Source organism: Stenotrophomonas sp. Sm10, from assembly GCF_030985515.1.
Taxonomy (GTDB): domain Bacteria; phylum Pseudomonadota; class Gammaproteobacteria; order Xanthomonadales; family Xanthomonadaceae; genus Stenotrophomonas; species Stenotrophomonas hibiscicola.
On the sequence record NZ_JAPTFO010000003.1, the window covers coordinates 35,222 to 60,235 of the forward strand.

Consider the following 25,014-nt stretch of genomic DNA (forward strand, 5'->3'; position numbering starts at 1 on the left):
TGGCGATCACGCCACGTGCTTGCGCTGCTTGGCCAGCTTCTTGCGCACCATCTCGCGCTTGAGCGGCGACAGATAGTCGATGAACAGCTTGCCGTCCAGGTGATCCATCTCATGCTGGATGCAGGTGGCCAGCACTTCGCCGGCTTCCATCTGCTGTTCCTGGCCGTTGCGGTCCAGGTATTTCACGGTGATGGTATCGGCACGGGTGACGTCAGCGAAGATGCCCGGAACCGACAGGCAGCCTTCCTGGTACACCCGGCCCCCGTCCTTGGCGACGATCTCCGGGTTGATGAACACCTGCGGTTCATTCTTTTCTTCGCTGACGTCGATGACCATGAAGCGCTTGTGCACGTCCACCTGGGTGGCAGCCAGGCCGATGCCCGGCGCGTCGTACATGGTCTGGAACATGTTGTCGATCAGTTCCTGGAAGGCCGGCGTGGTGACTTCAGCAGCGTCGATCAACGCGGCCTTGGTACGCAGGCGCGGATCGGGGAACTCGAGAATGGGGAGAAGGGCCATGGCTGTTTCCGGGTAATGGGCCGGCACGCCGGCATACGTCGCAGATTCTAGCTCCAACGCTTGCCTTGCGCCCCGGTTTCTGGACTATAGTGCGCGGACCTGTTGGGGAATCAGGGCTTCACACCTATGTTGCTTCGTTTTCGTACGGTCGTCGCCGCGGCGATGCTGACCGTGGCTGCCTATGCTACCGCCGTGGAAGTGAATGGCGGGCACCCGGACACCTATGTGGTCCGAAAAGGGGATACGTTGTGGGATATCGCCGCAAGTTTCCTGCAGAAGCCCTGGCTGTGGCCGGAGATCTGGCAGGCCAATCCACAGATCGCCAATCCGCACCTGATCTATCCCGGTGACGTGCTCAGCCTGGCCTACCTGGACCGGGTGACCGTCGCTGCCAAGCCCGGCCCGCGCCAGGAAGCCCCGATCGATGCCATTCCGCTGGCCCAGGTCGAGCCGTTCCTGAAGCAGCTGAGCGTGGTCGACAGCATCGACCAGCTGCCCTACGTGGCCGGCCTGGAAGAAGAGCGCCTGCGCGTCACCAGCGGCAGCGCGGTGTACGTGCGCCTGGCCGACGCCCAGCTGGGCCAGCGCTGGGCCGTGGTCCGCCCGACCGTGCGCTACGCCCAGCCCAAGCCGACCGAGGACCTGACCGCCAACGGCGACGTCACCCCGGGCAGCGGCAACCTGTGGCGGGCCTACAACGCCCCCAACCACCGCCGCGGCGTGCTTGGCTATGAGCTGGCCCAGGTCGCCACCGGCACCATCACCCACGTCGCCGGCGGCAAGGTCGAGGTGTCCACCCTGGTGCTGGACAAGAACGAGGGCGGCCGCGAGGTACGTGCGGGCGACCGCCTGGTCCCGGTCGAGGCCAGGCCCTACGACCTGCAGTTCATCCCCCATGTCCCGGCCGCCGGTGTCGAGGGCGTCGACGTGCGCGTGCTGGCCGTTGCCGACATGTTCACCGCTGGTGGGCCGCGCGACGTGATCGCGATCTCCGCAGGCCGCGCGCAGGGCGTGGACAACGGCACCGTGTTCTCGCTGTGGCGCCCGGGCCGCCACGTGGCGCACCGCATGAAGTACCCGAACTCCTCGCGCATGGATGATTCGCTCAGCACCGGCGCCGGCCGCGTCTCGCTGCCGGACGAATACGCCGCACACGCCATGGTGTTCCGTACCTTCGACAACGTCAGCTACGCACTGGTGATGCAGGGCGTGAAGCCGGTGCGCGTGGGATACAACGCACTGCACCCGGATGCGCGGTAGAGTCGACTGTCAGTCGACTGCTCTTCGCCACCCCCCGAAAGCGCCCGCGCTGCGCGCGGTAGTCGACTGACAGTCGACTCTACAGGGGCGGTCTCCGGCAAAGTCTGACAGCCACATGCGAAGGCGCCCTAGGGCGCCTTTGTTGCATGCGCTCGATAGTGGGGGGATGACCAACCAAGCTGACGAGGCGCTGCTGCGCCTGTTGATGGCAGGCGGCGCGCTGGCACCACGGCGGGCCCTGCTGCAGGCCGCAGGCAGGGCGGAAATCGCGATCGCGCAGGGTGCCGCGAACTGGCGCGCGCACGGTTGCACGCCAGAGCAGTGCGCCGCACTGGACCGCCCCGACGCCCGGGCCTTGGCCGTGGCACGGCGCTGGCTGGAAGACGACAACCAGCACCTGCTGGCCTTCACCGATCCGACCTTCCCCCCGCCCCTGCTGGATGTCCCCAATCCCCCCCTTGCGCTGTTCATCGCCGGCGACCCCAGCCGGGCCTGGCGCCCATCGGTTGCGCTGGTCGGCAGCCGCTCGCCAACGCCGGGCGGACGCGCGCTGGCAGCCCGGTTTGCCGGCTGCTTCGTCGACGCCGGGCTGGCGGTGACCAGCGGCCTGGCGGCGGGCATCGATGCCGCCGCCCACCAGGCCACGCTGGACGCGGGGGGCTGCACCGTGGCGGTGATCGGCACCGGACCGGACCGCGCCTATCCGGACAGCCACGCCCGGCTGCAGGCGCGCATCGCCGCCGAAGGCGTGGTGCTCAGCGAGTACCTGCCCGGCACGCCCGCACGCCCCGGCCACTTTCCTGCCCGCAACCGGCTGGTAGCCGGGCTGGCCCTGGCCACGGTGGTGGTCGAGGCCGCCCAACGCTCGGGTGCCCTGATCACCGCACGCCTGGCCGCCGAGGCCGGCCGCGAGGTCTGCGCCCTGCCCGGCTCGGTGCTCAATCCGCGCGCTGCGGGCTGCCACAGGCTGATCCGCGAGGGTGCCGCACTGGTCGAGCGCCCGGAGGAGGTCCTCGAACTGCTGGCCCCCGCCCTCCGCCAGCAGCTGCCGGGCTTGCAATCACGGCTGGCCACCCCCACTGAACAGGCACCGCCTGCACGCCTGCCGGCGCACTGGGCCGACGACCCTGACTACCAGTGCTTGTGGCGGGCGCTGGAGCACAACCCAAGCAGTATGGATTCACTGATCACACGCTGTGGATTGACGGCGCCCCAGGTGTCCTCCATGCTGCTGGCCATGGAACTGGCGGGAATCGTGGTGTGCGTACACGGCCGCTACTGTCGAACTCCCTAGTTTCTTCACCTCCACAGCGTCGCGCGACGCAGGCCGAGGGGCAATGAAAGAGAGCATCCTGGATGTACTGCTGTACCTGTTTGAACACTATTTCAGCGAAGATGCGGACCTGATCCGTGACCGCGATTCGCTTCAGAACGGCCTGATCCAGGCCGGTTTCAGCCCAACCGAGATCAACAAGGCGTTCGACTGGCTCGATGCCCTGGCCGCGCAGCGGCCGAGCGTGGCCCAGGCTCGGGTCGATGGCCCCGTGCGCGTGTACCACGGCCCCGAGCTGGACAAGCTGGACGTGGAATGCCGCGGGTTCCTGCTGTACCTGGAACAGCACGGCATCCTCGATGCCGACCAGCGCGAGCTGGTGCTGGACCGGGCAATGGCCCTGGACCAGGACGAACTGGACCTGGACGACCTGAAGTGGGTCGTGCTGATGGTGCTGTTCAACCAGCCCGGCTCCGAGGCGGCGTATGCCTGGATGGAGACGCAGATGTTCATGGACGAGCCAGAACCCCTGCACTGACCGTACACTTGGGGGCATAGCGCATTCAGGAGCGTCCCCGTGAGCGAGTGGTTCCATGCAGAAGGCAACCGGCAGCAAGGCCCGCTGCCGGCGGAACAGTTGGTCGAGTTGTTCCGCAACAACCAGATCTCCCTGGACACCCTGGTCTGGCGCGACGGCCTGCCGCAATGGCAGCCGTTGCGCACCGTGGTCGACGAGCTCGGCCTGATCGTGCCGGCGCTGGACGCCGCTGCACCGCCCGTGGAACCCGAACCGGAGCCGGCAGCACCGCCTCCGCCGCAGCCACCGGTGCTGCCACCGTCCACGCCCTACGCCACCAGCGCAGCGGCCAGCGCCCTGCCGACGCCGAAGAAGAAGCTGTCCGGCTGCGCCCTGACCGCCATCATCGGCGGCGGCCTGCTGCTGGTGCTGGTACCGATCGTGGCCATCCTGGCCGCCATCGCGCTGCCCGCCTACAACGACTACACCCTTCGCGCCAAGGTCGCCGGCGCAGTGACCGCACTGCAGCCGCTGAAGGACCAGGTGCAGCATTTCGCCGATGACGAAGGCCGCTGCCCGGGTGGCAACGACGCCGGCTTCCCGTCCCCGGGTGATTTCGCCCATGCAGGGCTGTCAGCGGTGAACATCGGTCGCTTCAACAACGGCCACTGCGGCATCGAAGCCACCCTGGCGCTGCCCGGCAAGAGCCTCGATGGCGATCTGCTGTGGCTGGAATACGATCGCGACAGCGGCCGCTGGGAATGCAGCGGCGAGAGCAACGACAAGTACCTGCCGCCGTCGTGCCGCGGCTGAACCGCGCGCACGCAGCACCTCCAAGGATGATTCAAACAGGGAACATGCAATGACTGAGTGGTACTACGCCGAAGGACAGCAACGCCAGGGCCCGCTGCCGGTCCAGGAGATCCGCCAGCGCTTCCAGCGCGGCCAGCTCAACCTGGACACCCTGGTCTGGCGGGAGGGCATGGCCCAGTGGGCTGCGCTGCGGCAGATGGTCGACGAGCTCGGCCTGCAGACGCTGGCCGATGCCAGCGCTGCCAGCAGCAGCGGCGGGTTCGACCTGCGCAGCGACTACGCCGCCATTGACAGCGGCACCGCACCGCTGCCCGGCACCGGCGCGCTCAGCAGCTCGCCTTACAGCGCTCCAGCGGCCACCAGCAGCGGTGGCCACGCGCAGCCGGTGGTTGGCGGTGAAGTGGTCTACGCAGGCTTCTGGAAGCGTGTGGCGGCCTACATGATCGATTACTTCGTGCTGGTCGTCCCCGGCAGCATCATCGGTGCCATTCTTGGTGCGATACTCGGCGCCAGCATGGGCGCGGTGGGCAGCGGCGAATCGGCCATCGAGATCGTTGCCCAGCTGGCCAGTGCCCTGATCAACCTCGGCATCGGCATGGCCTACTACACCTGGTTCCATGCCTCGCAGGGCGGCGCCACGCTGGGCAAGATGGCAGTCGGTATCAAGGTGGTGCGCGGCAACGGCGAACGCCTGACCAAGGCCCGCGCATTTGGTCGCTACTGGGCCATGCTGCTGAGCAGCTTCACGCTCGGCATCGGTTTCCTGATGGCCGCCTTCACCGAACGCAAGCAGGGCCTGCACGACATGGTCTGCGACACCCTCGTGGTCGACCGCTGGGCCTACACCGACCAGCCGCAGCTGCAGCGCCGGGAGCTGGGCACGGTAACCGTACTGGTGCTCGTGCTGACCGGCCTGCTGTCTCTGGTCGGCCTGGCCCTGCTGGTGTTCGCGGTAGGCTTCATCGCCAAGATGGCCTCGTGAACGGCCATCCTCACGCCTGGCTGCTTGACACGGGCCGGCCGGGCGTGATTCCTCTAATAAGGTGAAACCTGAACGCCCGGCACATTACCGGGCGTTCAGTTTATGGATTTGCCCGTGGCCGCTTCACTAATGCGGCCGTTTGCTCCACCCTAGCGGCCCCTTCTCCCGGTCCGCCCACAGACCTCTCCCGACATGCCCAAGCACCTGCTCATCGTCGAATCGCCAGCCAAGGCCAAGACGATCAACAAATACCTCGGCAAGGACTACACCGTCCTGGCCTCGTATGGGCATGTGCGTGACCTGATCCCGAAGGAAGGCGCGGTCGACCCGGACAACGGGTTCGCCATGCACTACGACGTGATCGACAAGAACGAAAAGCATGTCGATGCGATCGCCAAGGCCGCCAAGGGTGCCGACGACATCCTGCTGGCAACCGACCCGGATCGCGAAGGTGAAGCGATCAGCTGGCACATCGCCGAGATCCTGAAGGAACGCGGGCTGGTCAAGGACAAGCCGATGCAGCGCGTGGTGTTCACCGAGATCACCCCGCGCGCCATCAAGGAAGCGATCAGCCAGCCGCGCGCGATCGCCAGCGACCTGGTCGATGCCCAGCAGGCGCGCCGCGCGCTGGACTACCTGGTCGGCTTCAACCTGTCGCCGGTGCTGTGGCGCAAGGTCCAGCGCGGCCTGTCCGCAGGCCGCGTGCAGAGCCCGGCGCTGCGCATGATCGTCGAGCGCGAGGAAGAGATCGAAGCCTTCGTCGCCCGCGAATACTGGTCGATCGCGGCCGAATGCGCGCACCCGTCGCAGCACTTCAACGCCAAGCTGGTCAAGCTGGACGGGCAGAAGTTCGAGCAGTTCACCATCACCGACGGTGACACCGCCGAAGCCGCCCGCCTGCGTATCCAGCAGGCCGCGCAGGGCTCGTTGCATGTCACCGACGTGGCCAGCAAGGAGCGCAAGCGCCGTCCCGCGCCACCGTTCACCACCTCGACCCTGCAGCAGGAAGCCTCGCGCAAGCTCGGCTTCACTACCCGCAAGACCATGCAGGTTGCGCAGAAGCTGTATGAGGGCGTGGCCATCGGCGACGAAGGCACCGTCGGCCTGATTTCGTACATGCGTACCGACTCGGTGAACCTGTCGCAGGACGCGCTGGCGGAAATCCGCGACGTGATCGCCCGCGACTACGGCATCGCCTCGCTGCCGGACCAGCCCAACACCTACCAGACCAAGTCGAAGAACGCCCAGGAAGCGCACGAAGCGGTGCGCCCGACCTCGGCCCTGCGCACCCCGGCCCAGGTCGCACGCTTCCTCACCGACGACGAGCGCCGCCTGTACGAACTGATCTGGAAGCGCGCCGTCGCCTGCCAGATGATCCCGGCCACGCTCAATACCGTCAGCGTCGACCTGTCGGCCGGCAGCGAGCACGTGTTCCGTGCCAGCGGCACCACGGTGGTGGTGCCCGGCTTCCTGGCCGTGTACGAGGAAGGCAAGGACAGCAAGAGCGCCGAGGACGAGGACGAAGGCCGCAAGCTGCCGGCGATGAAGCCGGGCGACCGCGTGCCGCTGGAACGCATCCAGGCCGAACAGCATTTCACCCAGCCGCCGCCGCGCTACACCGAAGCGGCGCTGGTGAAGGCGCTGGAAGAGTACGGCATCGGTCGTCCCTCGACCTACGCCTCGATCATCCAGACCCTGCTGTTCCGCAAGTACGTGGAAATGGAAGGCCGCAGCTTCCGCCCGTCCGACGTCGGCCGCGCGGTGTCCAAGTTCCTGTCCAGCCACTTCACCCAGTACGTGGACTACGACTTCACGGCCAAGCTCGAAGACGAGCTTGATGCCGTTTCGCGTGGCGAAGAAGAGTGGATTCCGCTGATGGCTCGCTTCTGGGAGCCGTTCAAGGAACTGGTGGAAGACAAGAAGGAATCGGTCGACCGCGCCGAGGCCAGTGGCGCGCGCGAGCTTGGCACCGATCCGAAGACAGGCAAGCCGGTCAGCGTGCGTCTGGGCCGCTTCGGGCCGTATGCCGCCATCGGCAGCACCGCCGAGGACGCCGAGGAGAAGCCGAAGTTCGCCTCGCTGCGCCCTGGCCAGTCGATGCACACCATCTCCCTGGAAGACGCGCTGGAGCTGTTCCTGATGCCGCGCGCGCTGGGTGAGGACAAGGGCGAGCCGGTCAGCGTCGGGATTGGCCGCTTCGGGCCGTTCGCCAAGCGTGGCAGCACCTACGCCTCGCTGAAGAAGGAAGACGACCCGTACACCATCGACCTGGCCCGTGCCGTGTTCCTGATCGAAGAGAAGGAAGAGATCGCGCGCAACCGGATCATCAAGGAATTCGAGGGCAGCGACATCCAGGTGCTGAACGGCCGCTTCGGCCCGTATATCAGCGACGGCAAGATGAACGGCAAGATCCCCAAGGACCGCGAGCCGGCATCGCTGACCCTGGCCGAAGTGCAGCAGCTGATGGAAGAAACCGGCAAGCCGGTGCGCAAGGGCTTCGGCGCCAAGAAGGCGGCAGCGAAAAAGGCACCGGCCAAGAAGGCGGCAGTGAAGAAGGAAGCGGCGCCGAAGAAGGCTGCTGCCAAGAAGGCGCCGGCAAAGAAGGCGGTGAAGAAGGCCGCCGCAAAGAAGGCCCCGGCGAAGAAAGCCGTCAAGAAGGCCGCTGCGAAGAAGTAGATCCACGCCATGCGTGGATGAGGGGCAAGGTGTGCGGACCAACGGTCCGCACCTACCGTCCGCGCCGACCACCCCTTCTGCACGCAGCAGGGGGATAATGGAGGCCCACGCCGGGCCGGTCGCCGCCATGAAAGAACTCACCCTGGACTCTGCTGTCGCCACGCTCCGCGCTGGCGGCGTGATCGCCTACCCGACCGAAGCGGTCTGGGGCCTGGGCTGTGATCCCTCGCAGGAAGCGGCAGTGCACATGGTGCTGCGGCTGAAGCAGCGACCGATCGAGAAAGGCATGATCCTGGTCGCGGCCGAGCTGGCGCAGCTGGAAGGCTGGGTGCGCCTGCAGGCGCTGCCCGACGCCCGCCAGCGCGCGGTACTGGCCAGCTGGCCCGGCGCCAACACCTGGATCCTGCCCGCTGGCCCGCGCGCGCAGCCCTGGGTCACCGGCGAACACAGCGGCATTGCGGTGCGCATCAGCGCGCACCCGCTGGTGGCCGAACTCTGCCGCGCCTGGGGCGGCCCGCTGGTCTCCACCAGCGCCAATCTGGCCGGCGAACCACCGGCGCGCAGCCGCGAAGAGCTGGATCCGCGCCTGCTGCGCCTGCTCGACGGCATCCTTGACGGACAGACCGGTGGCCTGGCCCAACCCACCCCCATACGCGACGCGCTCAGCGGCAACGTGCTGCGCTCCTGAGCCGCCGATTGCACTGCCGCGGACAATCACGCACGCTGCCGCCATGAGCCTGCTGCGCGCCACCTTCAGCCTGTGCCTGCTGCTGCCGTGGACGGCGTCCGCAGCCGAAGACGTGCGGGTGTACCGCTGCGTTTCCAGCAACGGGGCCGTGGCCCTGCAGGACACGCCCTGCAACAGCGGCCGCCAGCAGGTTCGCGACCTGCAGCGCCCGCGCGATCCCGCTCCACGGGTGGTGCGCAGTGATGCCCCGCCTGCGCCGCCCGGCGAAACCCCGGTCATCCGCGAGCGCGAAGTCCGCCACGTCTACATCCAGCCGCCGCAGCCGATGTACGAATGCGTGAGCGATGATGGCCGACGCTATACCAGCGACAACAACGAAGGCAATCCGCGCTGGGTGCCGTTGTGGACCAGTGTCTGGCTGCCACACGCCCATCACGGCCCGGCCTACCCCGGACCGCGCCCGGCCACCGGCACGCCGATCGGCGAAGGCGCGGGTTATCGTCCCCCCTCGATCGGCATGGGCGTGCAGGTTCCGGCCGGCAGCGTGCTGGTCCGCGACAGCTGCCATGCGTTGCCGCCGCAGGAAGTCTGTGCGCGACTGCGTGATCGCCGCTGGGAACTGGATCGCCGGTACAACAGTGCGCTGCAGAGTGAACGCACCGCCATCAGCAACGAACAGCGCGGCATCGATGCGCGCCTGTCGCGCGATTGCGAACGCTGACCGCAGCAAGCCGCCGCAGCCTGTACGCTGTACGCATGAACCGAGTGATCTGGCTGCTCCTGGTGCTGCTGCCTGGAAGCGCATTGGCCGAAGAGGGCGTGATCTACCGCTGTACCTCCAGCAGCAGTGACATCCCTACCCTGCAGCGCACGCCGTGCCCCACTGGCAGCAAGCAGCAGGTGCTGCGCATACCCGGCAAGGGCAACGCGCAGCCGGCCGCCGCTGCCCCTGTGGCCGCTGAACCTGCCCCCACCCCGGTGGAAACACCCGCGCCGCTGCCGGCCAACCCGGGTGTTGCGCCTGCGGCCCCAGCGAAGGCACGACGCGCGGACGAAGGACGCACGATCATGGAAGCAGGCATGGTCGAACACGAAGGAGACGACCAGATCCTTGACAGCGCGACGCTGCGTCGCGATGCCGAGGCCCGTGCTGCTGGAAGTGACGGTTCACCGAAGCCGCCGCTTCCTCCTATCTTCCAGTGCACCGACAGCCAGGGCGGCGGCTACCTGTACGAGTACGAGGCTGCGCCAGGTCGCTGCGAGCTGATGACAGTACAGGGCCTTGGCGGAGTGACGCCGGTGAATGCCGCCAGCTGTGAAGTGGTGCGCGATCAGTGCGAAGCGCTTCCCGAAGCGCAGCGCTGCGGTGCCTGGCAGCAGCGCTTCCGCGATGCCCGCGGCCGGGAGCGCTTCGCCGCGCCCGAGAACCGCGACAGCGCGCGCAAGGACCGCGAGCGGTTGCAGGGTGTGCTGGAGGCCAGCAACTGCCCGGTGCCGGGGTGACCGCCATCCGGTAGTGCCGGCCGCTGGCCGGCAACTGCAATCAACTGAATATCCTGTGGTTGCCGGCCAGCGGCCGGCACTACCCTTCCGAAGATCAGAACCCGTAGCGCAGGAAGCCGCCGTCCACCGCGATGCACTCGCCGGTAACGTAGCTGGCTGCCGGCAGGCACAGGAAGCCCACGGCCGCAGCCACTTCCTCCGGCTCGCCGATACGACGCATCGGCGTGCGATTGATGACTTCTTCGTAGTAGTCCGGGTCCGACAACGGGCCGGACGTGCGCCGGGTACGGATGTACCACGGTGCCACTGCGTTGACGCGGATGCCATCTTCGGCCCACTCGACGGCCAGGTTGCGGGTCATCTGGTGCATCGCCGCCTTGGTCATGCCGTAGACCACGCCACTGCGCACATGGGTCAGGCCGGACACGCTGCCGACGTTGACGATGGACGACGACGCGTGGCGTGCCAGCAGCGGATGTGCGTAGCGCGACAGCTCGAACGCCGAGAACAGGTTGGTCTCGAAGATCTTGCGCCACTCGTCTTCGGAGTACTCGGTGGCCGCCTTGGTGACGTTGCCGCCGGCGTTGTTTACCAGGATATGCAGGCCATCGCTGTGGTCCTCCACCCAGTCCAGGATCTGGCGGCGGTCCTCGTCGTCGGAAACATCGGCGGCCAGCGCATGCACCTGCATCTGCGGATACACATCCAGCAACTCGTCGCGCGCGGTCTCCAGCATGTCGATATCGCGGCCGACGATCATCAGGTCGGCACCGAACCCGGCCAGTTCATGGGCGATGGCCAGGCCGATGCCGGCACTGGCGCCGGTGATCAGGGCAGTCTGGCCGTCCAGCCGCCACCGTTGCTGGGTCATGAGTCCTCCGGGGCCGCGCCCGCTGTGTTTCGATGCAACAAGGATACGCGCTCACGGCCGCCCCCTGCCGAGGATGCGACACTGCCCGCACGCCCATCACGGAGTGCCGCCATGCGCATCCTGGTCCTGTCCACGTCCCTGCTGGCCACCGTGCTGCTGTCCGCCTGCCAGCGCCCGCCAACGCCGAACCCGGAGAAGCCACCGGTGCCCAAGGCGATGGCGCGCGCGATGCAGGAGCCGCTGGACCGCGCCAAGGGCGCGCAGAAATCCGTCGATGACGCCGCTGCGGGCGAGCGCAAGGCCGAGGCCGACGCGACGCAGTGACCTGTGGGGTCAGAACCCTTTGCGGGCAAAGGGATCCGACCCCACCAACGAGAACGCCCGGCCGAAGCCGGGCGTTTACAGTAGATCCACGCCATGCGTGGATGTGCTCCGGTCAGAACCCGCAGAAGCAGTACGCCAGCGCCTTCACCGGTGCGCCATTGCCCTTTTCGCGGGCCGCGTTCTCGACAAAGCGCAGCTGCGTATCCACTTCCGGCATCGTGCGCGCCAGCAGCATCCGCGCCATGCCCGAATCGGACAGCATCCAGGCACCAGCGCGGCTGCCGGCGAAACCGCTGACGAACTGCGCGAACGGCGTGGCCGCCTTCTCGATGTAGCGCACGCGATAAGCGTCGGCCTTGCCCAGCTTGGCACGGCTGGCGGCGTCGGCCACGGCATCCTTCAGCCCACCGAAGGCATCGACCAGGCCACGTTCCTTGGCCTGCGCACCGCTCCACACGCGGCCACGGGCCACTTCGTCGACGGCCTCGACAGGCTTCTTGCGGGCGTCGGCGACGCGACCGGTGAAGTCGGCGTAGCCCTTGTTGATCACCGACTGGATGACCTGGCCCACGGCCGGATCCATCGGCCGGGTGACATCGAACGCACCGGCGAAGCGGGTGGTGCCGACGCCATCGGTGTGCACGCCGATCTTGTCCAGCGCGCGGCTGAAGTTCGGCACCATGCCGAAGATGCCGATCGAACCGGTGATCGTCGACGGATCGGCGTAGATGCGATCGGCGTTCATGCTGATCCAGTAGCCACCGGAGGCGGCCAGGTCGCCCATCGATACCACCACCGGCTTGCCGGCGGCCTGCAGGGCGACCACTTCACGGCGGATCTGCTCGGAAGCGAACACTTCTCCGCCCGGCGAATCCACGCGCAGCACCACCGCCTTGACATCGTCGTCGTCGCGCGCGGCACGCAGCAGCGCCGACGTCGATTCGCCACCGATGCGGCCGGCCGGCAGGTCACCGCCGCTGATCTCGCCGGACGCCACCACCACTGCCACCTGCGGACGGTTGTCGACCGGGTTGCGGCGCGCATCAAGCTGGCCCAGGTAGGTGCCGAAGTCGACGTTGCGGAAGCCTCCGTCGGCATCTTCGTCGGCCACGCCGCGCTCGATCATCAGGTCCTCGAACTCTTCGCGGGTCTTCAGCGCGGTCACCAGCTTCTGCTGCAGGGCGAACTTGGCCAGATCACCACCAGCAGCAGCGATGCCTTCCGGCAGCGTATCGATGCCGGCAGCCAGCTGTGCCGGATCCAGGCGACGGGCCTTGGCGATGTCGCCCAGGTAGCGCTGCCATACGTCGTTCATCCAGAACAGGTCGGCTTCCTTGGAGGCCGGCGACGCCGCGTCGAGCACGTACGGCTCGGCTGCGGACTTGTACTCACCCACCTTGAACAGGTGCACGTCCACGCCCAGCTTGTCCTGCAGGCCGGTGCGGAAGTACTGGCGGTAGCGGCCCAGGCCCTCAAGCACCACCGAACCCATCGGGTCCAGGTAGACCTCGTCGGCCTGTGCGGCCAGCAGGTACTGCGACTGGCCCATGCTCTCGCTGTAGGCCACCAGCTGCTTGCCGGAGGCACGCAGGTCCTGCAGTGCCGCAGCCACTTCACGCAGCGAGGCGAAGCCCGAGGGCTGCAGCTTGTCCAGCTCCAGCACCACGCGCTCGATCTTCTTGTCTTCCTTGGCCGACTCGATCACCCGCAGCAGGTCGCGCAGCTGGATCTCTTCGGCACCGTTGTCGCCCACCGCCTTGGCCAGTGCGCGGCTGACCGGATCGGCGCTGAACTGCTCGACCAGCCGGCCTTCCGGCGCGATCACCAGGGTGGTGCGGTCCTGCAGCGACTTGCTGGCACCGGCGCCCATGCCTGCGGCGATGACGAACATCACCAGCAGCAGGAACAGCAGGCCGAAGAACACCAGGTTGAGGATCAACCGGCGGGTGAAGTTCATGACGTCCCACAGCCCGATGAAGAAACTGGCGACGGGGTTGCGACGCGCCGGGGGCAGCGGGGGCACGGGGTGATTCATGGAACGCTCCGGATGGCTTCTTGCCGTGGTGCCAGCATAGCCGGTGCCGCGTGATGCGGCATCGGACACAAGTCAGGGGATCGCCCGCCACGGGTGGCCGGGGCGGGGCGGAAGTTCAGGACAGCATCGACTGGCCGATGCGCAGGCTGCTGCGCCGCAGGCGCCAGCCCATCAGGATGGCAGCGGCGGTGAGGCCCACGATCAGGCCGATCCACATACCCTGCGGGCCCATGCCCAGCCCCAGGCCGAGCCCGGCGCCCAGCGGCATGCCCAGGCCCCAGTACGCGAACATGGCGATGAACATCGGCACACGGGTGTCCTTCAGGCCGCGCAGCGCGCCGGCCGACAGCACCTGGATGCCATCCGGGAACTGGAAGGTGGCCGCGTACAGCAGCAGCGTCGAGGCCAGGCCGGCCACCGCCAGGTCGTTGGTGTAGACACCGACGATGGCATCGTGGCCGAACAGCAGTACCGCCGCCGACAATGTCTGCGTACCCATGATGATCGCGTAGCCGGCCCAGGCCGCGCGCCGCACGCCGAAGCCATCGCCGCGGCCGACCGCATGGCCGACACGCACGGTAGTGGCCTCGGCCACGCCCATCGGAATCATGAAGCACAGCTGGGCGACGTTGATCGCGATCTGGTGCGCAGCCGCTTCATTGGCACCGAGGCGGCCGATCAGCAGCGCGGTGACGATGAACAGGCCGCCTTCCATCAGCACGGTGATGCCGATCGGCAGGCCGGTGCGCAGCAGGTCCCAGATCGCCTTCCAGCGCGGCCCTTCGAAGTGCGAGAACAGCTGCAGATGGGCAAAGCGCCTGGTCCGCCACAGATACAGGGCGAATGCGGTTGCCTGCAGCCACATCATCACCGCCGAGGCGATCCCCAGGCCTTCGGCGCCCAGTTCCGGGAAACCGAGCTTGCCATTGGCCAGCACATAGCCCAGCGGCGCCAGCACCAGCAGGCCACCGAAGCCAAGCAGCATGGTGGGCAGTGTCCAGTGCATGCCTTCGCTGAGGTAGCGCATGCAGAAGTACAGGGTCAGCGCCGGGCCGCCCCAGCGCACCGCATGCAGGAACGCAGTCGCCCCCGGCACGATGTCCGGTGCGATGCCGAAGGCCGGCAGCAGCGGCGGCACCACCGTAAGGAAGGTGAACATGATCAGGCCCAGGCCCAACGCCAGCCACAGCGCCTGTCGGAACAGCGGGCCGATCTCGCGCTCGCGGCCAGCGCCGTGCAGCTGCGACACCGAGGCGGTGAGCGAGATCAGGGTGCCGATCGGGATCAGCATCGGCAGCCACAGCAGGGCGGTACCGATGGTCACCGCAGCCAGCGTCGCGGTGGCGTGGTGGCCGGCAATCACGTTGTCGACGAAGGAGATCAGACCGGTGGACACATGGCCCAGCACAAGCGGCAGGGCGAGCAGACCGGTAGCGCCGACTTCCTTGCTGAAGCGCGGCGTGGAGGTTGCAGTAGACATAAGGTGCTTGACGCGAACTACGGTTGCGCGCGAAGGGCACAGGCACCGGGTTGCGGCCGGTCATCTTACGCGCCCGGCGCGCGCATTCCCATGACATGGGGTGAATGCTGGGTTCCGGCTGCCCCAAGCAAAAAGGGGACGGAGGGGATTAAGTCGTATCTGGCCAGTCAGTGCCGAATGCGACTTAATCCCCTCCGTCCCCTTTTTTACTGGCCCGCTTGGCGCTTGAGCCAGCTGTCGCGTTCGGCGGCCGGCACCGCAAGGAAGGCGCTGCGCACGGCGTCGCGCTCCTGCGGCGGCGTACGCTGCGCGACCAGGGCCAGCTGGGCCAGCTGCGCCGGGCTGAGCTGACGCAGCACGGCCAGCGCGGTCTCGCGCTGCTCCGGAGGCACGAAGCCGAACAAGCCATGCAGCTTTGGGAATTCCAGGCCCAGTTGCGGGCCCAGCCGCCACCCGTCGCGGAACGCCTGGTCCTGATCGCCGAACTGCTGTCGCAGACGCTGCTGCTGGTCCGCGGGCAGCGCATTGAATCGCGCAGCGGCCTGGCGGATGCGCTCGCGCTCTCCTTCCGGCAACGCGCGCCAGGCGGCGTAGTCGGCACGGCGCTGGCGCTGCTGCTGCGGATCGAGCTGGGCAAAGCCAGCCGGTGCCGCGGTCGAAGCCGGCGGCACGGCCGGGGTGGCCGGCGATGGCGGCGGCAATGGCACGTTCAACGATTGCGGCGCCGCAGACAGGGACAGCGGCAAGGCCAGCAACAGGCTGGCGAACACGGACTTATTCATCGGCGGCGGCGGTTTCCAGCGTGGCACTGGCCGGCTCCGGTCGGCTCGGCTTGGCTTGCGATTCGTCCACCGGCAGCGGACCGCCCGCGGCGGTCCATGCGTACAGGTCAGCATCGGCAACCAGCGGGTAGTCGCGATCGGCCAGCATCGCTGCGTCGTCATTGGCTTGGGCATGCGTTGCATCCGGCGTGGCGTCGACCTTGCTCGGTGGCAGGGCTTCCACCGTCACCGGACCGGCCTCGCCCACGACGCCTTCCGGCAGCGGCGCATCGTTGCCGAAGGAACGTCCCTGCAGGTAGCGCCAACCCAGCGCAGCGGCCAGCAGCACCGCCACGGTTACCAGCAGGATCAGCGGACCACGCCAGCGCGGCTTGGCGCCCGTACGACGGCGCTTGCCATGGGCGGCCGCGCGCTCGTCCCGCTGCGGTGCTCGCCAGCTGGAGGTCGGCGCTTCATTGTGGGCGGCGGGTGCCGCCGGCTGCTGAAGCTGCTGCAGGCGCGTGGCCGGCAGTTCACGGATACGCGCCTGTACCTGTTCGGCCAACTGGCGCCAGGCCGCGGCATCGGGCTGGCCCTGGGCATCGCGCGGGCAGGCATCGGCCAGCAGGTGCTGGTAGCCGGCCTCGTCCTGGTCGAGCACGCGCGTGGCGATGCTCTCGTCCAGGCTGCCGCCTACCCGCAGCAGCAGCGCCAGGCGCGGCAGCGGCGACATCGCAGCCAGCGCGGCCAACGGTGGCGCCCATTGGCCACCCACCGGCTCGCGCAGGGCCTGGCGCTGGCCCAGCAGGGTCCAGAAGCGGGTCGGCCACTGCGCCATCGGCAGGTCGCTGGCAACGGCCGCGAACGCGCGCATCACTGCCACCAGGGTCTGTTCGGCGCGCGCGGCATCGCCGCACTGCAGCTCAGCCACCACCAGGGCGCGGCGCTCGACGCCACGCAGGAACGCCGACAGCGCGCCGGCCGCGGTCGAGGAAACAGGGGCGGGCACAGCCGTCATCGGTCACTCCAAAGGTCTGGGGGAATGATAGCGGCAGGCAATCGACGCCCGTAGGACTTGCGCCCACGGATACTTCGTGCTGCAGGTTGTGCACAGCACCACGCTCCCGGCGCGGGAAACTGCGGCAAGCAGCTGAATTCACTCTGTTTCAGCAATGTTTCACACTTAAACTGTTGATTTTGAATAGTTTTTAAGTGTGGCTATTTTTTGACCAACCCAAGCGTGAGCTCGTCGCCATCGGCCTCCTGCGTTGCCGTCGACCGGTAACGCACAACGTTATCCACAGAACATGTGGATAAGCCTGAATCTCCAATGGACACCGATATTTAGGTGACATTTATGATTCAACGGGCGCCGCTCCGCCGTCTCCCACCCCGCCATTCGCGCGCGCATGGCCCGGTACACTGGCCCGATGCTTTCACCGATTCCGACCCTGCAGGTCGCCCTGCCCGTCCCCCTGCCCCGTCTGTTCGACTACCTGTCGCCCGAGGGCGATGGCCCCACGGTTGCGGTCGGCTGCCGCCTGAAGGTGCCGTTCGGCAACCGCGAGCTGGTCGGGCTGGTGGTGGGGCACGGCCAGACCGACGACGGCCAGGGACTGCGCCAGGCGTTGGCCTGGTGCGACCCGCAGCCGCTGCTGCAGGGGGAGCTGTGGCAGAGCCTGCAATGGCTGGCGCGTTACACCCACGCACCGCTGGGCGAGGTACTGAGCACCGCCCTGCCAGGACCGCTGCGTCATGGCGAAGCCCTGCCCGACACCCACCACTGGGGCTGGCAGTTGACCCCCCAAGGCCATGACCAGCGCGGGAAGCTGCGCGCCGGCAGCCGCCCGCGGCAGTTGGCCGAACTGCTGGCCGGGGCCGTGGTGGATGAGGACGTGCTGGGCGAACGCATGGAGGACTGGCGCACCGCCGCGCGCAGCCTGGCCAAGCGTGCGCTGGCCGAGCGCGTGGCGATGACGGTGGCACCGCAGCATGCGCAGCCGCTGCCCGGCCCCACCCTCAACCCGGACCAGGCCGAAGCGGTGGCCGCCATCAACGCCGCCCAAGGCTTCCAGCCCTTCCTGCTGGATGGCGTGACCGGCAGCGGCAAGACCGAGGTGTACCTGCAGGCCATCATCCACTGCCTGGCGCAGGGCAGGCAGGCGCTGGTGCTGGTGCCGGAAATCGGCCTGACCCCGCAGACCCTGGCACGCTTCCGCGGCCGCCTTGGCATCGCCGTGCACGCATTGCATTCGGGGTTGAACGACAACGAGCGCGCGCGCGTCTGGGCTGCGGCTTCGCGCGGCGAGGCACGGGTCATCGTCGGCACCCGCTCGGCGGTGTTCACGCCATTGCCGCAGGCCGGGCTGCTGATCATCGACGAGGAACACGACGGCAGCTACAAGCAGCAGGACGGCATCCGCTATCACGCGCGCGATTTCGCTCTGGTCCGAGCCAAGGCGCTCGGCATTCCGGTGCTGCTCGGCAGTGCCACCCCTTCGCTGGAAACGCTGCATAACGCCTACGCCGGGCGCTACACCCACCTGCGCCTGAAGCAGCGTGCCGGTGATGCGCGGCCACCGCGCGTGCGCATCCTCGATGTGCGCAAGCGGCCGCTCCACGATGGCCTCTCGGCTGATGTGCTGGCCGGCATCGGCGAGCACCTGCAGCGCGGCCAACAGGTGCTGGTGTTCAAGAACCGGCGTGGCTACGCGCCGGTACTGCTGTGCCACGACTGCGGCTGGACCGCACCGTGCAACCGCTGCGATGCACCGATGACCGTGCATGGCGGCGGCCGCCGCCTGCAGTGCCATCACTGCGGCGCGCGACAACCGGCACCGCTGGCATGCCCGGCCTGCGGCAGCCTGGCGCTGCAACCGCAGGGCATCGGCACCGAACGCCTGGAAGAGCATCTCACCGCGGCCTTCGCCGACGTCCCTGTGGTGCGCATCGACCGCGGCACCACGTCACGTCGCGATGCACTGGAACAGCAGCTGGCGAGACTGGGCGACCAGCCCGGCATCCTGGTCGGCACGCAGATACTGGCCAAGGGCCACGACCTGCCGAAGCTGACCCTGGTGGTGGTGGTGGGCATCGACGAAGGCCTGTTCTCCGCTGACTTCCGCGCCAGCGAGAAACTCGCGCAACAGCTGATCCAGGTGGCCGGTCGCGCCGGGCGCGCACGTGACCCCGGCGAGGTCTGGCTGCAGACCCATCACCCCGGGCATCCGTTGCTGGAAACCCTGGTCAGCGGTGGTTACCACCCGTTCGCACAGGCGGAGTTGAACCAGCGGCAAGCCGCAGGATTCCCGCCATTCGCGCACCTGGCGCTGATGCGCGCCGAAGCGCAGCAGGTGGAGCATGCCAATGCGTTCCTGCTGGCCGCACGACAGTTGCTGGGCGAGCAGGACGTGGTCGAGGCCTACGGGCCGATGCCAGCACCGATGCCACGCCGCGCTGGCTACCAGCGTACGCAGCTGCTGCTGTCTGCCATGCAGCGGCCGCCACTGCATGGCGTGCTTTCGCAGCTGGTGCCACAGCTGTACGCGCTGCCGGAAGCACGCAAGGTGCGCTGGTCGCTGGATGTGGATCCAACGGACCTGTATTGATCCCGTAGAGCACTGCCGAGCATGGCTCGGCACTACCGTAGAGCCGAGCCATGCTCGGCTGCGTTTCAGCACCGGGCAGTGCTTACGTCAGCGGCGACATCACGCCGCGCTGGTAGGCCGGCCGCTCGCGCAGGCGGGCGTACCACTCGGCCAGGTGCGGCAGTTCCGGCCGCTGGATCGGCAGCTCGTACCAGGCGTAGATCAGCGAGCCCAGCGGAATGTCACCCATCGCGAACTTGTCGCCCGACAGCCATGGCTGTTTGGCCAGCGTGGCATCGGCCATCGCCAGGTAATCGCCGGCGCGCACGATCGCGGCATTGATCCGCGATTCGTCCCTGTCGGCCGGGGCGGTGCGCATGATGCCCCAGATCAGGTCGCTGTACAGCGGCGCCATTCGCGAGGTGCTCCAGTCCATCCACTTCTCGGCCTGGGCACGCTCCATCGGGTCTTCGGCGTACAGCGTGCCCAATGCGTAGCGTGCGCTCAGATAGCGCACGATGGCGTTCGATTCCCACAGCGGCAGGCCATGGTCTTCGATCACCGGCACCAGGCTATTGGGATTCATCGCCTGGTACTCCGGCGTCTGCGTGCCGCCGTGGCTGCCACCGACTTCGATGGATTCATACGGCAGGCCGATCTCCTCGGCGCACCACAGCACCTTGCGGACGTTACTGGAATTGCGGCGGCCCCAGATCTTCAACATTGCGGATTTCCTTGCCTGCAGCAGTGCGCCACGGTGGCGCGGAAACGCTACGATACGCCCATCCACAGGGAGAGACGACGTGACTGCATGGGATGCTTTGAACTACGTTCTGCTGGCAGCAGGGCTGGGGATGCTGGTGCTGGGCTACCGCCGCTCCAATCGCAATCTGCTGCTGTGTGCGGGCCTGTTGCTGCTGGCCTTCAACGGCATTGAGGATTTCGCCACCGGGTTCACCGACGGCTATGCGAATTCGGAAGCACGGGTGATCTGATTCGTTTGGGTGATGTGCCGGCCAGCGGCCAGCACTACCGGTTTTTCTTCGGCAGCGCGCGCACGTAGGATGACTTGCCGTCCTTCTTCAGCTCGAACAGCCCGATCGCTGCCAGCAGGTCACTGAGCTTGCCGTAACCGTAGTTGCGCGGATCGAACGAGGCCTGGTTGCCGATCTGGCTGCCAACCGGCCCCAGATGCGACCAGCCGTCCTCGCCCTCGGCTGAGGACACCGCGCGGCGCAGCATCTTCACCAGCCGGGTATCGCTGCGCATTTCCGCACCGCTCTTGCGTGGCCGGGCATCGTCGTTGGCCACAGGCTCGTTCGATGCCTGTTCGCTGGAAGCCTGTTCGGTATCCGGCACGCTGGCATGGGTCTGGCCCAGTGCTTCCAGGTAGGTGAATTTCGAGCACGCGTTGACGAACGGCTCGGGCGTTTTCTTCTCGCCGAAGCCGTACACCTTCACGCCATCGGTCAGCAGACGCATCACCATCGGAGTGAAATCGGCATCGCTGGACACGATGGCGAAGCCATCAAGGTTGCGTGCGTAGAGCAGGTCCATGGCATCGATCACCATCGCCATGTCCGAGGCATTCTTGCCCTTGCTGTAGGCGAACTGCTGGATCGGGCGGATCGCATATTCGTGCAGCACCGCCTCCCAGCCCTTCAACCGCGGGCTCTTCCAGTTGCCATAGGCGCGGCGCACGTTGGCCACGCCGTAGCGGGCGACTTCAGCCAGGACCTCGTCGATCTTCGAGGCCGGCGCATTGTCGGCGTCGATCAACAGGGCGATGCGCTTTTCCGGTTCGCTCATGGGCTCCTCACGGGCCGTTGCCTGAACCCGAGTATCGCCGATCCGGGCAGGCGCTGACGTGACAGGTGGCCGCCGTGCGAAGATGCCAGGCGCTTCCCCCGATGCCCCCACTGGAGTGAGTCGATGAGTCGCAAGCGCGTTCCCCACCTGGTCGTTGTCGGCGGCGGTTTTGCCGGTCTCTGGGCCACCCGTGCCCTGGCCCGCGAGCGCATACGCATCACCCTGGTCGATCGCCGCAACCATCACCTGTTCCAGCCGCTGCTGTACCAGGTGGCCACCGCCGGCCTGTCCGCGCCGGATATCGCCGCACCGCTGCGCCACATCCTCGGCCACCAGCGCAATGTGGAAGTCCGCCTCGGCGAAGTGGTGGCCATCGACAAGCGGGCGCGGCAGATCCGCATGGCCGATGGCAGCACGCTGGACTACGACAGCCTGCTGCTGGCCACCGGCGCCACCCACGCCTACTTCGGCAACGATCAGTGGGCCGATGATGCGCCCGGCCTGAAGACGCTGGACGATGCCATCGCGCTGCGCCGCAAGCTGCTGCTGGCGTTCGAACGCGCCGAGGCCGAACCGGACCCGGCGAAGAAGGCGGCGTGGCTGAGTTTCGCCATCGTCGGCGGTGGTCCCACCGGCGTCGAACTGGCCGGCACCCTGGCCGAGATCGCGCGCCACACGCTGCGCAACGAATTCCGCCACATCGACCCGGCCAGCGCCAGGGTGCGGCTGGTCGAGGCTGGGCCCCGCGTGCTGTCCTCGTTCCCGGATGTGCTTTCGCTGAAGGCGCGTCGCCAACTGGAAAAGCTGGGCGTGGAAGTGCTGACCGGTACCCCGGTGAGCGACATCGACAGCCAGGGCTTCAAGCTCGGCGAACAGTTCGTACCGGCGCGCACCGTGGTCTGGGCCGCCGGCGTGGCCGCTTCACCGCTGGCGCGCACGCTGGACGTGCCGCTGGACCGCGCCGGACGCGTGCCGGTGCAACCGGACCTGACCCTGCCCGATCACCCGGAGCTGTTCGTGGCCGGCGACCTGGCCGCACTGAGCCAGGCCGACGGCAAGCCGGTACCCGGGGTGGCACCGGCCGCCAAGCAGATGGGCAAATACGTGGCCGAGGTGATCCGCGCGCGCCTGCACGGCAAGCCCGAGCCCGGCCCGTTCAAGTACGCCGACTACGGCAACCTGGCCACCATCGGCCGCATGGCCGCGATCGTGCACCTGGGCCGGCTGCAGCTTTCCGGCGTGCTGGCCTGGTGGTTCTGGCTGGCCGCGCACGTGTTCTTCCTGATCGGCTTCCGCAACCGCATCGTGGTGCTGCTGAACTGGGCCGTGGCGTACTGGAGCTACCAGCGCAGCGCGCGCATCATCTTCGGTGATGACCAGGACGACCGGCGACCGAAGCGCTAGGGCCGCACGCATGCTCCTGTAGCGCCGAGCCATGCTCGGCTGTACTTCGCGCGGTTTGCAGAAGCCGAGCATGGGCTCGGCTCTACGGCGCCTTCGGTTTCGGGTACCACAGTGCGTTGACGATTACCCAGCGCTGGTCGAAGCGCCCCATGTGGAAGTAGTCGACGAACCACGGGGTTTCCAGCCGCACCGAGGCCGCGTTGCCGGTCACGTCCAGCACCGTGCAGCGGCGGTCCCATTGATCCTTCGGGGTCTTCAACGCGCCCTGCTTCGTCAGCGAGACCAGTTCTTCCTTCGACATACGGCGCAGGCCCAGGCGTTCGTCGGGCGTATCGCCGAGGACCGCGCGCTTGGCCAGCTCCGGATGCAGGGAGCGGGCGACGCGCTGCGGGTCGGCCTCCAGCTGGCCGTCAACGTAATCGTGGCAGGTGGCTTCGATGGCCGCGAGGGTGGCCGGGTCGGCGGCGGGGCTCGTTGCTGCGGAAAGAGCGAACAGCAGGGCGATCGTGGACATCCGGGTCTCCAGCGCTGAGGGCTGGGCGATCATGGCATGTGCAAGCCGCATCCACGCATGGCGTGGATCTACTGTAGAGCCGGGCCCATGCTCGGCTTCACCATCAGGCAGCAGCAACAACAGCCGAGCGTGGGCTCGGCCCTACAGAAGCGCGGGATCCGGCGCCTGCAGCCAGGCCAGCTTGCGTTCGCGCGGCTGCTGCTTGAGCTGCCATTCGGCCCGTGACGCGGCGGCCCGGTCCGGGTATTCGCGCACGGCCAGCACGCGCAGCGGCGGCCGGGCCCGGGTGTAGCGCGCGCCCTTGCCGGCCTGGTGGGCGGCGAAACGCGCCTCCACATCGGTGCTGATGCCGGCGTAATAGCTGCCATCGCGGCATTCGAGCAGGTACAGGAACCACGGGCGGAGGGACGGGGCCATGCCTGGATTATGCCGTGCTGCACTGCAGCGGATATACTGGCGCCCGAATGCAGGAGAGAGGCGCCGCGCTGGCGCCCGCCGAAGGCGCAGGCTCCCATGATCGCTCAGGCCGGTGGGCTGGAATCCCACCAACCATGCATTCGACTCGCCGAGCTGGAGAGAGGTCACCGGGCACGCCCGGGACGATCCGCCGAAGGGGCACGCGGCCCATGTCGCTGAACTCTCAGGCAAAAGGACAGCGGGAGCGGCACCGGTCATCGTCATCCCGTCATTGCGCAGGCACTGGCGGTAGTCGCGCATGGCCGGCCCCACCGCGCCCGGAGCCTGTCCCATGCTGCTGTCCATCATCTACCTGATTGCCATTTCCGCCGAGGCCATGACTGGCGCACTGTCCGCAGGCCGCCGCCGCATGGACCTGTTCGGTGTGGTCATGATCGCCTGCGTCACCGCCCTCGGCGGCGGATCACTGCGCGACATCCTGCTCGGCCACTATCCGCTGGGCTGGGTGAAGCATCCCGAGTACCTGGGCTTCACCGTATGCGCGGCGCTGATCGCCACCTGGGTCGCACGTTGGATGCACCACTTCCGCCGCACTTTCCTGGTGCTCGATGGCCTGGGCCTGATCGCCTTCACCCTGATCGGCTGCTCGATCGCGCGCGAGGCCGGCCATGCCATGCCCATCGTGCTGATTGCCGGCATGCTGACCGGCGCGTTCGGCGGCGTGCTGCGCGACATCCTCTGCAACGAGGTGCCGCTGATCTTCCAGAAAGAGCTGTACGCGATCATCGCGCTGCTGACCGGCGCGGCCTACCTGTTGCTGCTGCACTGGGGCGTGGCCGATGCCACCGCAATCCTGTGCTGCCTCGGCGGCGGCTTCGCGCTGCGCCTGCTGGCGATCCACTACCGCTGGGAAATGCCGAAGTTCGTGTACCACGACGAAGTGCATTGAAGTTCGCGTTCTCCACGTCGCCCAGCGCTTGTTGCCGTGTTGCGTTGGGACGCTGTCTCCTGCGCCACGGCGCCCATCTGGGCCCTCAGTGGCGGACCACGAATCCCCCCGAACGCCCACTGGACGGCGCCCGCAGCTCTTCATCGAATGCATCCTTGATCGCGTTGATCGCCGCGCCGCGGTCCATCCCGCCACTCACGACCAGAGCATCTGCGACATGCTGGGCGACGTCTGCCAGGATGCGTCCCCACGCATGCTCCTCTCGAATGCCAGGACGATCGCCATACAGGCCAACGTTCAGCGAAGCATGCAATCCCCGTTCGGCAATCCACACGCGGATCATCTCGATGGAATCCTCATCGCGCTGTGCGGCTTCTGGAATGATCAGTTCTTTCATGGCTGCGGCCACCAAACAGGAAGTGGCATTGTGACGTGACCTGGAGCGTACGTGGAGCGGATCTTCTACAAAGCCCCGCGCTTCGCGGGCTCGACGCTACATGAAGGCCCCATCCATTGTTCTCACCCCCCCGGCGATGTACCTGGCGCTGTCGCTCATGCGCAGCGCCAGGCGCATCGCCGGTGCAGATGGGCCGGTCTCCAACTCCGACCGGCCCTGATCGCGGCCGCACCCC

Annotated in this window: 25 protein-coding genes and 2 riboswitches; of the genes, 14 read left to right on the top strand and 11 right to left on the bottom strand. The window is 67.6% G+C overall.

Annotated elements, in window-relative coordinates; translation table 11 throughout:
• Positions 1-6: 6 nt before the first annotated feature.
• Entirely contained in the window at positions 7-519 is a 513-nt protein-coding gene (gene def / locus O0J15_RS01400; protein WP_111101735.1) for a peptide deformylase, read from the bottom strand.
• Between the two features lie 126 nt (positions 520-645).
• Here def and O0J15_RS01405 point away from each other — a divergent pair, with 126 nt between their 5' ends.
• From O0J15_RS01405 to O0J15_RS01445, 9 genes are all read left to right on the top strand, one after another.
• Entirely contained in the window at positions 646-1,779 is a 1,134-nt protein-coding gene (locus O0J15_RS01405) for a LysM peptidoglycan-binding domain-containing protein (protein WP_134735063.1), read from the top strand.
• 166 nt (positions 1,780-1,945) lie between these two features.
• Positions 1,946-3,073, top strand: a complete 1,128-nt coding sequence (gene dprA / locus O0J15_RS01410; protein WP_134735064.1) for a DNA-processing protein DprA — start codon at positions 1,946-1,948, stop codon at positions 3,071-3,073.
• Positions 3,074-3,116: 43 nt separating this feature from the next.
• Complete coding sequence (locus tag O0J15_RS01415; RefSeq protein WP_005411195.1) at positions 3,117-3,590, top strand: DUF494 family protein; 474 nt, start codon at positions 3,117-3,119, stop codon at positions 3,588-3,590.
• 39 nt (positions 3,591-3,629) lie between these two features.
• Positions 3,630-4,382, top strand: a complete 753-nt coding sequence (locus O0J15_RS01420) for a pilin (RefSeq protein WP_308304971.1) — start codon at positions 3,630-3,632, stop codon at positions 4,380-4,382.
• A gap of 49 nt (positions 4,383-4,431) precedes the next feature.
• Positions 4,432-5,364 (top strand): RDD family protein, encoded by a 933-nt coding sequence (locus O0J15_RS01425; RefSeq protein ID WP_021203234.1) that lies wholly within the window; start codon positions 4,432-4,434, stop codon positions 5,362-5,364.
• 192 nt (positions 5,365-5,556) lie between these two features.
• Positions 5,557-8,040 (top strand): DNA topoisomerase I, encoded by a 2,484-nt coding sequence (locus O0J15_RS01430; protein ID WP_021203233.1) that lies wholly within the window; start codon positions 5,557-5,559, stop codon positions 8,038-8,040.
• A gap of 97 nt (positions 8,041-8,137) precedes the next feature.
• Entirely contained in the window at positions 8,138-8,728 is a 591-nt protein-coding gene (locus O0J15_RS01435; RefSeq protein WP_019660786.1) for a Sua5/YciO/YrdC/YwlC family protein, read from the top strand.
• A gap of 43 nt (positions 8,729-8,771) precedes the next feature.
• Entirely contained in the window at positions 8,772-9,449 is a 678-nt protein-coding gene (locus tag O0J15_RS01440; protein WP_021203232.1) for a DUF4124 domain-containing protein, read from the top strand.
• 35 nt (positions 9,450-9,484) lie between these two features.
• Complete coding sequence (locus O0J15_RS01445; protein WP_111097652.1) at positions 9,485-10,231, top strand: hypothetical protein; 747 nt, start codon at positions 9,485-9,487, stop codon at positions 10,229-10,231.
• A gap of 94 nt (positions 10,232-10,325) precedes the next feature.
• Here O0J15_RS01445 and O0J15_RS01450 read toward each other — a convergent pair whose 3' ends face one another.
• Positions 10,326-11,102, bottom strand: coding sequence for an SDR family oxidoreductase (locus tag O0J15_RS01450; protein ID WP_019660789.1), 777 nt, complete (start codon positions 11,100-11,102; stop codon positions 10,326-10,328).
• Positions 11,103-11,213: 111 nt separating this feature from the next.
• Here O0J15_RS01450 and O0J15_RS01455 point away from each other — a divergent pair, with 111 nt between their 5' ends.
• Positions 11,214-11,426 carry a hypothetical protein gene (locus O0J15_RS01455; protein ID WP_058978748.1) on the top strand — a complete coding sequence of 71 codons (213 nt, stop codon included), beginning with the start codon at positions 11,214-11,216 and terminating at the stop codon, positions 11,424-11,426.
• A gap of 112 nt (positions 11,427-11,538) precedes the next feature.
• Here O0J15_RS01455 and sppA read toward each other — a convergent pair whose 3' ends face one another.
• The 4 genes from sppA to O0J15_RS01475 form a co-directional block, all read right to left on the bottom strand.
• Positions 11,539-13,461 (bottom strand): signal peptide peptidase SppA, encoded by a 1,923-nt coding sequence (gene sppA, locus O0J15_RS01460; protein ID WP_134730050.1) that lies wholly within the window; start codon positions 13,459-13,461, stop codon positions 11,539-11,541.
• 115 nt (positions 13,462-13,576) lie between these two features.
• Positions 13,577-14,941 (bottom strand): MATE family efflux transporter, encoded by a 1,365-nt coding sequence (locus O0J15_RS01465; RefSeq protein ID WP_155030195.1) that lies wholly within the window; start codon positions 14,939-14,941, stop codon positions 13,577-13,579.
• 206 nt (positions 14,942-15,147) lie between these two features.
• The gene (locus O0J15_RS01470) at positions 15,148-15,723 is read right to left on the bottom strand and encodes a DUF3106 domain-containing protein (RefSeq protein ID WP_019660793.1); all 576 of its coding nucleotides are present in this window, start codon (positions 15,721-15,723) and stop codon (positions 15,148-15,150) included.
• Complete coding sequence (locus O0J15_RS01475; RefSeq protein ID WP_019660794.1) at positions 15,716-16,720, bottom strand: hypothetical protein; 1,005 nt, start codon at positions 16,718-16,720, stop codon at positions 15,716-15,718. The genes O0J15_RS01470 and O0J15_RS01475 overlap by 8 nt, the downstream gene beginning before the upstream one ends.
• 412 nt (positions 16,721-17,132) lie before the next feature.
• Here O0J15_RS01475 and O0J15_RS01480 point away from each other — a divergent pair, with 412 nt between their 5' ends.
• The gene (locus O0J15_RS01480; RefSeq protein ID WP_308304972.1) at positions 17,133-19,310 is read left to right on the top strand and encodes a primosomal protein N'; all 2,178 of its coding nucleotides are present in this window, start codon (positions 17,133-17,135) and stop codon (positions 19,308-19,310) included.
• Positions 19,311-19,392: 82 nt separating this feature from the next.
• On the opposite strand, the gene O0J15_RS01485 is transcribed toward O0J15_RS01480, so the two are convergent.
• The gene (locus O0J15_RS01485) at positions 19,393-20,013 is read right to left on the bottom strand and encodes a glutathione S-transferase family protein (RefSeq protein ID WP_019660796.1); all 621 of its coding nucleotides are present in this window, start codon (positions 20,011-20,013) and stop codon (positions 19,393-19,395) included.
• Between the two features lie 79 nt (positions 20,014-20,092).
• Here O0J15_RS01485 and O0J15_RS01490 point away from each other — a divergent pair, with 79 nt between their 5' ends.
• Positions 20,093-20,284: a hypothetical protein gene (locus tag O0J15_RS01490; RefSeq protein WP_308304973.1), complete on the top strand. Its 192-nt coding sequence runs from the start codon at positions 20,093-20,095 to the stop codon at positions 20,282-20,284.
• 34 nt (positions 20,285-20,318) lie between these two features.
• On the opposite strand, the gene O0J15_RS01495 is transcribed toward O0J15_RS01490, so the two are convergent.
• Positions 20,319-21,098, bottom strand: coding sequence for an NYN domain-containing protein (locus tag O0J15_RS01495; protein WP_010481148.1), 780 nt, complete (start codon positions 21,096-21,098; stop codon positions 20,319-20,321).
• Between the two features lie 123 nt (positions 21,099-21,221).
• Between O0J15_RS01495 and O0J15_RS01500 the strand changes: the two genes are divergently transcribed.
• The gene (locus O0J15_RS01500; protein ID WP_308304974.1) at positions 21,222-22,502 is read left to right on the top strand and encodes an NAD(P)/FAD-dependent oxidoreductase; all 1,281 of its coding nucleotides are present in this window, start codon (positions 21,222-21,224) and stop codon (positions 22,500-22,502) included.
• Between the two features lie 82 nt (positions 22,503-22,584).
• On the opposite strand, the gene O0J15_RS01505 is transcribed toward O0J15_RS01500, so the two are convergent.
• Both O0J15_RS01505 and O0J15_RS01510 read right to left on the bottom strand, forming a co-directional pair.
• Positions 22,585-23,016, bottom strand: a complete 432-nt coding sequence (locus O0J15_RS01505; RefSeq protein WP_111104310.1) for a nuclear transport factor 2 family protein — start codon at positions 23,014-23,016, stop codon at positions 22,585-22,587.
• 141 nt (positions 23,017-23,157) lie between these two features.
• A complete protein-coding gene (locus O0J15_RS01510) occupies positions 23,158-23,433 on the bottom strand; it encodes a GIY-YIG nuclease family protein (protein WP_049480213.1) in 276 nt (91 codons plus the stop codon).
• A 40-nt stretch (positions 23,434-23,473) separates the two neighbouring features.
• Positions 23,474-23,563: riboswitch (glycine riboswitch) on the top strand.
• Between the two features lie 13 nt (positions 23,564-23,576).
• A riboswitch (glycine riboswitch) is annotated at positions 23,577-23,680 on the top strand.
• An 84-nt stretch (positions 23,681-23,764) separates the two neighbouring features.
• On the opposite strand from O0J15_RS01510, the gene O0J15_RS01515 reads away from it, so the two are divergent.
• Positions 23,765-24,382 carry a trimeric intracellular cation channel family protein gene (locus O0J15_RS01515; protein ID WP_005411215.1) on the top strand — a complete coding sequence of 206 codons (618 nt, stop codon included), beginning with the start codon at positions 23,765-23,767 and terminating at the stop codon, positions 24,380-24,382.
• An 85-nt stretch (positions 24,383-24,467) separates the two neighbouring features.
• On the opposite strand, the gene O0J15_RS01520 is transcribed toward O0J15_RS01515, so the two are convergent.
• Complete coding sequence (locus O0J15_RS01520; RefSeq protein WP_010481144.1) at positions 24,468-24,779, bottom strand: DUF5076 domain-containing protein; 312 nt, start codon at positions 24,777-24,779, stop codon at positions 24,468-24,470.
• Positions 24,780-25,014 lie beyond the last annotated feature (235 nt).